At 40.9% G+C, this 12,117-nt stretch carries 11 protein-coding genes and 1 tRNA gene; all 12 read right to left on the bottom strand.

Translation table 11 applies throughout. The features are described from left to right. Positions 1-8: 8 nt before the first annotated feature. The 12 genes from truB to bhn_RS04875 all read right to left on the bottom strand — a co-directional run bounded on the left by truB (position 9) and on the right by bhn_RS04875 (position 12,111). A complete protein-coding gene (gene truB / locus bhn_RS04930; protein WP_071175640.1) occupies positions 9-965 on the bottom strand; it encodes a tRNA pseudouridine(55) synthase TruB in 957 nt (318 codons plus the stop codon). A gap of 69 nt (positions 966-1,034) precedes the next feature. Next, on the bottom strand, positions 1,035-1,985 hold the full coding sequence (locus bhn_RS04925) for a DHH family phosphoesterase (RefSeq protein WP_071175639.1): 951 nt from the start codon (positions 1,983-1,985) through the stop codon (positions 1,035-1,037). Further along, the gene (gene rbfA, locus bhn_RS04920; RefSeq protein WP_071175638.1) at positions 1,982-2,419 is read right to left on the bottom strand and encodes a 30S ribosome-binding factor RbfA; all 438 of its coding nucleotides are present in this window, start codon (positions 2,417-2,419) and stop codon (positions 1,982-1,984) included. Before rbfA ends, bhn_RS04925 begins: the two co-directional genes overlap by 4 nt. Positions 2,420-2,455: 36 nt before the next feature. Continuing rightward, on the bottom strand, positions 2,456-5,344 hold the full coding sequence (infB, locus tag bhn_RS04915; RefSeq protein ID WP_083385738.1) for a translation initiation factor IF-2: 2,889 nt from the start codon (positions 5,342-5,344) through the stop codon (positions 2,456-2,458). Then, the gene (locus tag bhn_RS04910) at positions 5,345-5,674 is read right to left on the bottom strand and encodes a L7Ae/L30e/S12e/Gadd45 family ribosomal protein (protein WP_408608004.1); all 330 of its coding nucleotides are present in this window, start codon (positions 5,672-5,674) and stop codon (positions 5,345-5,347) included. A gap of 1 nt (position 5,675) precedes the next feature. Next, on the bottom strand, positions 5,676-5,933 hold the full coding sequence (rnpM, locus tag bhn_RS04905; RefSeq protein ID WP_083385735.1) for an RNase P modulator RnpM: 258 nt from the start codon (positions 5,931-5,933) through the stop codon (positions 5,676-5,678). A gap of 1 nt (position 5,934) precedes the next feature. Then, the gene (gene nusA, locus bhn_RS04900) at positions 5,935-7,092 is read right to left on the bottom strand and encodes a transcription termination factor NusA (RefSeq protein WP_071175636.1); all 1,158 of its coding nucleotides are present in this window, start codon (positions 7,090-7,092) and stop codon (positions 5,935-5,937) included. A gap of 25 nt (positions 7,093-7,117) precedes the next feature. After that, positions 7,118-7,579, bottom strand: a complete 462-nt coding sequence (locus bhn_RS04895; RefSeq protein WP_071175635.1) for a ribosome maturation factor RimP — start codon at positions 7,577-7,579, stop codon at positions 7,118-7,120. 996 nt (positions 7,580-8,575) lie between these two features. Continuing rightward, entirely contained in the window at positions 8,576-9,340 is a 765-nt protein-coding gene (locus bhn_RS04890; RefSeq protein WP_071175634.1) for a PDDEXK family nuclease, read from the bottom strand. A gap of 550 nt (positions 9,341-9,890) precedes the next feature. After that, positions 9,891-9,962: transfer RNA gene (locus bhn_RS04885), tRNA-Glu, on the bottom strand. Positions 9,963-10,218: 256 nt separating this feature from the next. Next, a complete protein-coding gene (locus bhn_RS04880) occupies positions 10,219-11,178 on the bottom strand; it encodes a D-2-hydroxyacid dehydrogenase (RefSeq protein ID WP_083385733.1) in 960 nt (319 codons plus the stop codon). A 30-nt stretch (positions 11,179-11,208) separates the two neighbouring features. Beyond that, positions 11,209-12,111 carry a hypothetical protein gene (locus bhn_RS04875; protein WP_071175633.1) on the bottom strand — a complete coding sequence of 301 codons (903 nt, stop codon included), beginning with the start codon at positions 12,109-12,111 and terminating at the stop codon, positions 11,209-11,211. Between the last annotated feature and the right edge of the window lie 6 nt (positions 12,112-12,117).

Raw genomic sequence — 12,117 nt, 5'->3', positions numbered from 1 at the left:
TTTATATCTCATTTCTCAAAAAAGAACTTGTCCACCTTGAACATCTTGGTTCTTGCATCATATTTATATATTCCAAAGAATGTCTCATCTTCAGCGTATACTCTGATCATATTGCCATCTTCAAGCATTTCTTCAAGATACTCTGTATCGTTAACTCCCTCAGGATCTTCATTTATAATGTTGTCCTTCCTGAAGCTATTACCATTTTCCAAAAGAACTCTTGCTGAATCCTTGACGTGAACCTTATCAAGATCTCTAAAGATAAACTCTGGGGATTGGATATTGTCCATCAAAGTTCCATCATCTCTCATCTGCTCAATCTGTGACAAAGTAAAGGCTGTCTCAAGATTAAAGGCGCCCACTCTTGTCCTTGTAAGATGCTGCATTGCTGCGCCGCATCCGAGACGAAGGCCGATGTCATGACACAATGTTCTGATATATGTTCCCTTGGAGCACTTTACTTCCATAGTAAACATATGCTCATCCTCTAAATGTGAATCATCAAGGATCGTGATGGCATCTATATGGATCTTTCTTGGTTTTCTTTCTACTTCGATTCCTTCTCTTGCAAGTTCGTAGAGTTTTTTGCCATCCTGTTTGATAGCTGAAAACATAGGAGGAATCTGGTCATAGTCTCCAACAAAGGCCTTAACCGCCTCGTGGAGCTCCTCTTTGGTCACATGAACCTCTGATGATTCAAGTACATTGCCAGACATATCCTGAGTATCAGTAATAACTCCCAGTCTGCATACAGCTATATACTCCTTGTCATGATCTGTAAGCATCTCAACAAGCTTGGTCCCTGTACCGAGGCACACTACCAAAACTCCCACAGCGTCTGGATCAAGAGTTCCTGTGTGGCCAATCTTTCTCTGATGAAGGATGCCCCTAAGTTTAGCCACAACATCATTAGATGTAAAGCCCGGCTCCTTATATATGTTTATTAATCCGTTATACTGGTTCATATTTTTCCTATCCAATGTGATAAAACAAGCCACAAGACATAATATATCTTGTGGCTATTATTCATGTGATCATTCAAACAGCTGCTGGTGTATATATTTAGTAATGTTATTGATAACGTCGTGCTGTGTTCCATTCACTGTGCAGCCTGCTGCTCTCTGATGGCCGCCACCTCCGAAGAGCTGGGCAATCTTGGAAACATCAACTGCTCCATTACTGCGAAGACTCACCTTGTAGACCAAAGGCTCGATCTCATACATAAACACAGAACAATCAACTCCAATAGTAAGGAGCATCTGATTGACTATACCATCAAGGTCACTGCTGACAGCTCCATAGAACTCCATTGTCTGCTTGGAAACAACAGATACTATACATCTGCCGTTCATGAGCATGATACTTTCCAAAAGAGCTCTTCCAAGAATCTGATTCTGCATATAGGTCTTTTCATAGAAAACATGATCTATTAGGCTTCCAAAATCAAAGCCGTAAGAAATAAGATCTGCCGCAACCTGCATAGTTTTTGGAGATGTATTGTTATACTTGAAAACACCAGTGTCTGTGACCATTCCGGTATAAAGAGTCTTGGCTATATCAATATCAAGTTTGCTATTATCGATCACATCATAAACAAGCTCACAGGCTGAACTAGCTGTAGGAACAATATAGTTCTCATGACCAGTTCCCTGATTGCTGATATGATGGTCGATGTTAACAACCTTCTTTGCACTGTCCACAAAGGCTTCTGCCTTACCAGTTCTGTCTTTGCCACAATCAAGAACAATAAAAAGATCGTAGCTGTCTACATCAGTTATGAACTCATGGTTTACCTTTTCAACATCTTTGATAAAAGTAAGTTCTGCTGGTATACTCTCAAGAAAAACGTCAATCTTGGCATCTGGATAGCATTTGGACAGATACTGATACATGCCCATACAAGAACCGACGCAATCACCATCTGGTCTTATATGACCGCTGATACCAACAGTCTTTACACCTTCCATTAGCTGATCGATCTTCATTCTTCCTCCTCAAAAGAGTCCTCATCAACAAAGTCATCTGACTCAGTTTCAATATCCTCTCCACGAGCTGCTCTAGCCTCATTGTCCTTAGCAGTTACTTCATCGATTATCTTTGACATATTGATAGCATACTCAATAGAATCATCCATGATAAATCTAAGCTCTGGAGTATATCTCATATTGAGCTGCTTGGCTACTGTGCTACGGATATAACCTGCTGCACTCTTAAGACCTTCTGCAGTTCTAAGTCTATCCTCGTCATTACCCATAACAGTCACCCAAACCTTGCATGTCTTAAGGTCAGGGGCAACCTCTACATCCATAACAGATGTAAAGGGACTGATCCTTGGGTCTTTACTATAACGGATTGCTTCAGAAATAACCTTCTGAACTTCACCGTTTATTCTTTTATTTTTATTACTGTTTTTTCTCATAAAATTCCTCTTACATACGGAAGTTCTGCTCTCGCATCAAGTTCTTGGAACCTCTACCATCTCGTAAGCTTCTACCATATCGCCTTCGTGAAGCTGATCGAAGCCATCAAATACAAGACCACACTCAAAGCCTTCTTTAACTTCCTTGACGTCATCCTTGAATCTCTTAAGAGAAGCAAGATCACCTTCGAAGATCTGCTCGCCGTCTCTAGAGATACGAACCTTGCAATCCTTCTTGATGATACCGTCCTTAACGAAGGAACCAGCGATGTTACCAACCTTAGAAGCCTTGAAGATCTGTCTAACTTCTGCATGACCAGTAACTCTCTCCTCATAGATAGGAGCAAGCATACCCTTCATAGCATACTCGATTTCTTCGATAGCCTGGTAGATAACCTTGTAAAGCTTGATCTCAACGCCTTCATGTTCAGCCATACTCTTAGCTGTTGCATCAGGACGAACATCAAATCCGATGATGATAGCGTTTGATGCTGCTGCAAGAGTTACATCAGACTCATTGATCGCACCAACACCACCATGGATAACCTTAACAACAACTTCATCATTTGAAAGCTTAAGAAGACTCTGCTTGAGGGCCTCTACGCTACCCTGAACGTCAGCCTTGATGATGATGTTAAGTTCCTGAAGTCTACCCTCTTCAATCTTGGAGTAGAGATCATCAAGAGACATTTTTGCCTTTGTCTCTTCAATAAGATCCTTCTTGTGCTGCTGAAGGTATGTATTAGCATACTGCTTAGCCTGCTTGTCAGTCTCATGTCCAAGGAATACCTCACCGGCATTAGGAACATCTGAAAGACCAAGGATCTCAACTGGCTGTGAAGGACGAGCTTCTTTGAGCTTGTTACCCTTATCATCAACCATGGCTCTAACCTTACCTGAGCTTGCTCCCGCAGAAATGAAGTCACCTACATGAAGTGTACCCTTCTGAACAAGAACGTTTGCAACAGGGCCACGGCCCTTATCAAGTCTAGCTTCAAGTACAAGACCTCTTGCCTCTCTGTCAGGGTTAGCCTTGAGCTCAAGGATATCAGCAGTAAGAATGATAGTCTCAAGAAGGTCTTCAATACCTTCACCTGACTTAGCTGAAACAGGTACGAACTCTGTTGTTCCGCCCCAATCAGTAGAAATAAGACCGTATTCAGTCATTTCCTGCTTAACTCTGTCAATATTCGCATTTGGCTTATCAATCTTGTTAACAGCTACAATGATCTCTACTTCTGCAGCCTTAGCATGGTTGATAGCTTCTATTGTCTGTGGCATAACTCCGTCATCAGCTGCAACTACAAGTACAGCGATATCTGTAGAATTAGCACCACGCATACGCATAGCTGTGAAAGCTTCGTGACCAGGAGTATCAAGGAATGTGATCTTCTGATCATTTACTGATACCATGTAAGCACCGATTCTCTGTGTGATACCACCGGCCTCTCTATCAGTAACACTTGTCTTACGGATTGCATCAAGAAGTGATGTCTTACCATGGTCAACGTGACCCATTACGCAGACAACAGGAGGTCTCTTCTTGAGAGTCTCTGGTGCATCCTCATCCTCCTTAAGAAGCTCTTCGATAACATCAACAGGAATCTCCTTCTCGCAGATGATATCGTAATCGATAGCTATATTCTCAGCTTCCTCATATGTAAGCTCTGTATTAACTGTTGAAACCTGACCAGCCATAAACAGTTTCTTGATGATAACTGATGGCTGCATCTTCATCTTCTCAGCAAGTTCCTTAATGGAAACCTTCTCTGGGATTGAGATAACCTTGATCTGCTCTTCAGGCTCTTCTACCTTCTTAACCTCAGGCTTAATGAATCTGCCGACTCTCTTACTTCTTGGCATCATCTCTTCCTGCTCGTAAGCAAGATCCTTCTTGTTTCTCTTATCCTTTTCCTGTCCGATACGACGTCTCTCTTCGTCTCTGTGGCTTCCACCCTCTTTTACAGGTGCATCAGCAAAGCTGTTGTTTCTGGATGAACCCTTATCAAACTTGTTTCCGCCAAATCTGTTGTCGTTTCTATCATTTCTATCGTTTCTGCCGCCGAACTTACCGCCGCCCTGTTGAGCGCCCTGATTATCACGGCCGCCTCTTGGTCCGCCAAAGGAATTGTTCTGACCATCTCTGCGGAATCCACCGTTTCCACCATTTCCATTGTTTCTATTCTGGAAATTATTTCTATCGCCTCTGTCATTTCTAGGTCCATTGTTTCTGTCCCCATTCTGACGGAAGTTTCTGTTATCTCTATTTCTATCATTCTGCGCAGGAGCTGTATTCTGCTCTCTTGCTGGAGCCTTAGGCTGTACATTCTCCTGTACCTGCTCTTTAACCTCTGGAGCTGCCTGAGTCTGAACTGGAGCTTCCTTCTTTGGTGCTGGCTTAGGAGCTGGTGTCTTTGATACAACGTTATCATAGCTATCAAGCTGTGATGGAGCTGTTAAAGGCTTGATTGGATGGTAAACATTCTGTGACTGAGCAAAAGTTCCTCTTCTGCCGTTATTGTTTCCACCATTTCTATTGCCACCATTATCACGGCGCTGGTTGTTATTGTTATTATTTCCGCCGTTCTGGCCGTTATTGTATCCACCCATCTTGGAATTACCAGCATTGGTAACCATGATGATCTTGCTCTTCTTTTTCTTTGGCTCATCGCCAGCTGCCTGCTTAGGCTCTTCCTTTGGAGCTTCTTTCTTAGCTTCCTTTGGAGCGCCCTTGCTCTCTGCAGGTGCCTTTGCCACCTTGGTAGCCCCACCCTTGAAGTGCTTTCTTGCTATCTCTGCATCAGCTTCCTCGATAGAACTATTCGAACGTTTTGCCTCTATGCCTTTCTCCTGCAGAACGCTTATCAGCTCCTTTGCGTCGCATCCAAGCTCGCTTGCAAGTTCGGATATTTTAATTTTTGCCATTCACATTTCCTCCGTACTTTTTTCTAGAAGTAAGTCCTTTATGAGGGTCTTAGCCAAACCTTGGTCTGTTACAGCCAGACTCGTTCGAACGTCCTTACCAATTGCATGTCCCAAGTCATCTTTGTTGCCAAAGAAGTAGATTGGAACGTTATAATAACTACATTTATCTCTAAACTGCTTTTTAGTATTATCTGAAGCATCTTCACTTACGATCACCAGCACTGCTGTCTTTTTCCTGATAGCTTCAAGGCAGGCAAATTCGCCGCTCTTTAGCTTGCCAGCTCTCATACATAGCCCCAGCATAGAATATATCTTGTTAGAATCCAATATCTTAGCCAAGCTCCTTTTCCATTCGCTCAAGCACGTCTGCTGGTATCTGAGCCTTAAGAGATCTCTCAAGTCCTTTGTTCTTGACTGCTTTCAAAAGACATTCCTTGGAGCTACAGATATATGCTCCCCTGCCATTAGCTCTACCTGTGGTATCAAGAACAATCTCGTCCTCAGGAGTCTTGATGACTCTGATCATCTCTTTTTTCTCTTTCATTTCACCGCAGCCGACGCATTTTCTCATCGGAATCTTTTTTTGCATATTATTCCTCAACTTCAGCATCAGAAGACTCTACATCGCCTTCTTCATACTCGCCCTCTTCGTACTCATCGTAATCTTCGTCATCAAGATAGTCTTCCATACGGAATCCTGGAGCATCCTTAGCCTGTGTCTCACTCTTTATATCGATCTTGTAACCTGTAAGTCTAGCAGCAAGTCTAGCATTCTGACCTTCCTTACCGATAGCAAGTGAAAGCTGATAGTCAGGAACTACTACCTTAGCGCTCTTCTCGTCAGGATCAGCAAATACTGCAACGATCTTGGCAGGTGAAAGAGCATTCTGAATAAGGTTACCAGGGTTCTCATCCCAGTTGATAACATCGATCTTCTCACCGCCGAGTTCATCAACGATAAGATTTACTCTTGCTCCGTTAACACCTACGCATGCACCAACTGCATCTACGTTAGGGTTGTTAGAATAAACTGCAATCTTAGTACGGCTTCCAGCCTCTCTAGCGATTGATTTAATCTCAACTGTTCCGTCCTGGATCTCAGCAACTTCCTGCTCAAAGAGTCTCTTTACAAGATCTGGGTGAGTTCTTGAAACAAGAATTCTTGGTCCCTTTGAACCATTCTTAACTTCAAGGACATATACTCTGATACGAGATGTAGGTCTGTAAACCTCTCCCTTTACCTGCTCATTCTCATTGAGGATAGCATCTGCTCTTCCAAGGTTAATGCTAACATTCTTGCCAATGAATCTCTGAACAACACCAGTAACGATGTCATGCTCTTTCTCAAAATACTCATTGTAGATAGCACCACGCTCTTCCTCACGGATCTTCTGAAGGATAACGTTCTTGGCATTCTGTGTAGCGATACGTCCGAACTCCTTAGAATTAAGAGGAACTGCTACAACGTCATCCACCTTTGCCTTCTTGGTGATCTTCTTGGCATCATCAAGTGAGATCTCAATCTGAGGATCCATAACATCATCAGCAGTCTCAACTACAGTCTTGTCTGCATAGCACTTAAAGTCACAGTTGTTTCTGTCAACTTCTACTCTGATATTTTCAGCTCTGCCAAAGTTGTTCTTGCAAGCTGTGATAAGTGAATTCTCGATTGCATCAAACAGAGAATCCTTGCTGATGTTCTTCTCCTTTTCTAAAAGATCAAGGGCATCCATTAATTCTTTACTCATCGTAATCTCCTTTTTTACGCTTGGATCAAAAATCCAAAGCAAGCTTAATCACTGATATCTCTTTTCTTAAAAAGTTTTCATCTTTGTCATTTATAGTTACGGTTACGCTATCGCTGTCAAAACTCTTAAGCGTACCAGCAAACTCCTTAACCCCATCTCTGGCCTTGAAGAGCTTGAACTCTACATTCTGTCCGATACTGTTTGCAAAATGTCTGTCCTTCTTGAGCTGTCTTCCAAGTCCTGGACTTGAAACCTCAAGAGTATAAGCATCTTCAATAAAGTCATCTGCGTCTAATGCATCAGATAAAGCATGACTTACATCAACGCACTTGTTGATATCCACTCCGCCTTCTCTGTCAATGTAGGCACGAAGATACCATTCACCAGCCTCTTTGACATATTCAACGTCATAGATCGTGACGCCGTTAGCCTCGGCTATAGGAACTAAAAGTTCCTCGGTTTTCTTCTCGATTTCATTTTTCTTCATGAATTAAACCTCATCCTTCGATTCATATATTCATAATCTGAAACATGATTTACATATGAATACATAAATCTTATCTAAATACATAAAGAAAGTGGGCTTTCTTCAAGCCCACTTAACATTTACCATATCGACAATACCACAATAACGCATTTTCGTCAAGGGCTACTATTTTATCACCTTGAGATTCATTTGTCATCACTGTATTTTTTCTCGGGTAATACTATTAGCTTGTTTTTTGCATGTTTTGGTATGCTTGATGCAAAAGCAAGTGATACCATATTCTTATATATTCCTATTTTAGTACCACTGCTGCAAACTTCAGTAATACCATTTTTCTTTTTTCTACTTGCTTAGTATCATTGTATTAATTTCTTGTAATACCATTATGCTTTAGCTAGTTCTTTTGGTATCACTTGCACGGATTCAAGGGATACTATTCACTCTTTTCTTGCCTTTTTTAGTATTACTACGTATAGCTCTTGTAATACCATTAAGGTTTATCTTACATTTTTAGTATCACTCCGCAAAACGCCTATGATACCATTATGCTTTATCTAGCTATTTTGGTATCACTTGCACGGATTCAAGGGATACCATTCACTCTTTTCTTGCCTTTTTAGTATTACTACATATAGTTCTTGTAATACCATTAAGGTTTATCTTGCATTTTTAGTATCACTCCACAAAACGCCTATAATACCATTATGCTTTATCTAGCTATTTTGGTATCACTTGCACGGATTCAAGGGATACCATTCACTCTTTTCTTGCCTTTTTAGTATTACTACGTATAGCTCTTGTAATACCATTAAGGTTTATCTTGCATTTTTAGTATCACTCCGCAGAGCTCTCGTAATACCATTGCACTTATTCTAGCTATTTTGATACCATCTCAAAGGACTTCAGCAATACCGCAGTAATACTTCAGCAATACCGCAGTAATACTTCAGCAATACCGCAGAATACTTCAGCAATCCCACAGCAATACAAAATAACCTATTCTTTCAGATATAGCGCTATCACCTTCCTAACATCATCAATTGTCAAAGGATGCCGCTTTGTTTCAAAAGTCATGATAAGGTTCACGCCCGGAATATACCCATTTTTCATATAAAGAGATATCTTGCGCATCATATTGTCAAAATAAGCCGCATCATCAGCTAGTCCAAAATGTTCCCAAATAATAATTCCGCCAGTAACATCGTTCCTGATAGTAAAGTCCGGATAAAACGCGATTCCGTCAATGTCTAGAAGACATTCATATCTATAAGAAATACCTTGTTCAAAAAGTTCGTTAGCTATTAGTGCTTCCGACTTGGACCTCACGTATTGTCCTTTCGGAGCCTTTACTATAAGGTTTTCTGGATGAAAACCGCTGCGTTCATATGCCTCATCACCCCAGCCATCACCCAATATGAGTGAGCGGTACGGTGAATTTTCTTCGATCAAAGAGGCATAATCAGTGCATTTTCGCCTTTTAATATATGCCTCAATACAGCTAAGCTCATTTTCTTTATCTCGTAAAAGAGCTTTGGAATAAGCCTTCTTAGCCAGCTTCCTTGCAAGCTCGACATCTTTCTTATTAAGGTACTTTCGTTCATAGCCGCCATTCTTATTCTTCTTTTGATGGTACCATCTATAATGGCCATTTTTCTTCAAGGGAACTATTGAACCAGCCGGGGCATGCGATATCTCCTCTTTTAATAATTCAATTCTCTTTTTTATCTCATATTTTTTCGCAAGATAATAATCAATACTCATATTTCTGTATGCACACTCTCCTTTTTGCAATCTAACAGCAAAGATGCAAGTCTTCTCTCACCTCTTTCACTGCATAAAAAAATAAATGAGGATTCTTTTGGATGAATATCCACAAATAATCTAAAGACGCACTGTCCGTGCCGAATACTTAGAAAATAAAAAAATAGAACATTAAATAAAAAGCATGTCAGTCGCGACATGTTCGCACCAACCAAATTGCACTTTTCGCGACATGTTCACACCAACCAAATTGCATTTTTACAACACATTCTTATTGCACGCATGCGCATCCTTATGGAAGCGCTTTTGTTCAACAAAAAAATTTGAATTACTTCTTATTCGATAGAAAATCTGAATCTTTTCATCAACAGAAATTTCAAAGATATTTATATTTGATAAAAAAATAATCTCAACTATCAGATAGTTGAGATCTCGGGTTGGGCTGTTCTCACTGGGATACTGCACTAGACTCGAGAAAACCTCGTCAAGTGCATCCCCATGGCTCGCACTAGGTTTGAAAGAACCTCACCAAGTGCTCTGCTCAAGTCAGTACCTCGTAGCGGAATCGAACCGCTGATTCTGCCGTGAGAGGGCAGCGTCTTAACCGCTTGACCAACGAGGCTTACTAGCTTTTGTCGACCGCCGTATCGCGGCGACTTGTTTATATTATCTCAAAGACAAAAATAATGCAAGTACTTTTTTCAATTTTTTTTAAAAAAATTTTATGTTAACTTCAAGGCGTTCCCATAATTTCCAAGATAACGTCAAGGCACACGCCTTAGATTCAAGAAAACACTGACAATCCATAGATCATTCATTTATCAAAGCATATCATAAAAAAATCGGCGACTTAGTTTTCCAAGTCGCCAAATAACATATCAATTTACTATATTCCTTGGTTCGCCCTTCTGCCACGCCTGTACATTCTTTTTTACTTCTTCGAGGCATCTTTTTCTAGCTTCTGTGCTGGCCCAGGCCATGTGAGGTGTTACAAAGAGCTTGCCACTATCCTGAATCTTAAGAAGTGGTGAATCCTTAGCCATAGGCTCTGGATTAAGTACATCAAGGCCTGCTGCCGCGATCTTTCCTTCTACAAGTGCATCATAGAGATCCTGCTCGCTGACTACAGCTCCTCTTGCTACATTAATAAGGATTGCATTCTTCTTCATCTTGTCAAATGCATCTTTATTAAAGAGGTTTCTAGTTCTGTCACTAAGTGGGCAGTGAAGAGATACCACATCAGAACGACTAAGAAGCTCGTCAAACTCTACTCTCTCGTAATCTGTGCAGGTACTCTTTCCTGAAGCAGAATAGAAAATAACCTTTGCCCCAAAAGCAGTCGCAATCTCTGCAACCTTTCTACCTATATTACCCATTCCAACAATTCCATAGGTCTTGCCATCTAGCTCATTAAATGGAATATCAAGGCAGCAGAAATGTGGCTGGTTAGCGTATTTTCCGCTCTTTACAAACTCATCATAATATTTGCAGTTCTCCATAAGGTAAAAAAGAAGTGCGAAAGTATGCTGTGCTACTGACATAGTTGAATAGTTGACTACATTTGCAACCTTAACACCATGTCTATTGCAGGCTTCTATATTTGCATTGTCGAAGCCTGTTGCGAACTCGCAAATAAGCTCAAGGTCAGGCGCATCATCAAGAATCTTGTCGGTAATGGCACTTTTATTGATCATAAGAACCTTGGCACCCTTAAGTCTCTCAGCTGCATTGTCATCTGTTATCTTGTCGCCATAATATGTGCACTCACCCAGTTCATCAAAGAGGGTGTAGTCCATATCTGATCCTACGCTATCGGTATCTGCTACTACTATTTTCATGATCCGCTCCTTCATTAATATAAAACATTTTTATTCAAGACTTACTTCAGGAAGTTCCTGACTTGTCCAGTTTGTATCATTAGTATAAAAAATATCCTCTGAATAATTGTGCAAAAGAATATATGCGCGTCCATCTTCTACAAGGACAAGCTCATATCCAAGTCCGCCCATGGTTGGCACAAAGGAATCTACATATTTGCACTTGGCTCCATCTCCAAGGGCTTTGTCATCATAGAGACTTACAACGCCTTCATCTGTGCTAAATTCAAAGACATCTTTGTACTCATCCTCAGAAATAAGTTCCTTAATAAGCTTAAGCTCATTATCTGTATATGTCTCTTCCATGATCCCTTCATTGGTATGTACCACTTCGCCAGTTGTGTATTCACCATTTGGTGATACAGCCATTCCCATCATACCAGCTGTTCCGGCGCATCCAACAAACAATTCGCCATCATTCATATGGAAAAAGATATATCCGTCATATTCTTCATCCTTAAAGATAGCTGTATTGTCAGAAACAAAGTACGCTACTCCCTCTGCATCTCCTGTATGAGAAAAATACCAGAATTCACCAGTAAAACTAAACTTCTCCTTGTCCTGATCACTGATAGTGATATCTCCGCCAATTGATGAGTGATTGTTTGTCTGCTTCCACTGTCCTTCGAAGTTTGTAGCAGTCTCTGTACTCTTTCTAGTCTCATATATAGGTGCTATAGTCTCAACTTCAATGTACTTATTTATATCTTCCTGACAAGTGATATCTATTGGGTCACTTGAATCAGCAGTTGCTACTGCTAAAGCCGCCTCAGTAGAAGCTTCTGTGCTGCTGTCCGCATTTGTAAACTCCTTATCAACAGGCTCTGCCTTAGTAGCACATCCTGTTAAAAGAGCTGCTGCCAGCATGATAGGTAAGATAGTCTTTTTATTCATAATAAT

The organism is Butyrivibrio hungatei (assembly GCF_001858005.1).
Classification (GTDB): domain Bacteria; phylum Bacillota; class Clostridia; order Lachnospirales; family Lachnospiraceae; genus Butyrivibrio; species Butyrivibrio hungatei.
This window is presented reverse-complemented; position numbering and strand designations above follow the sequence as displayed.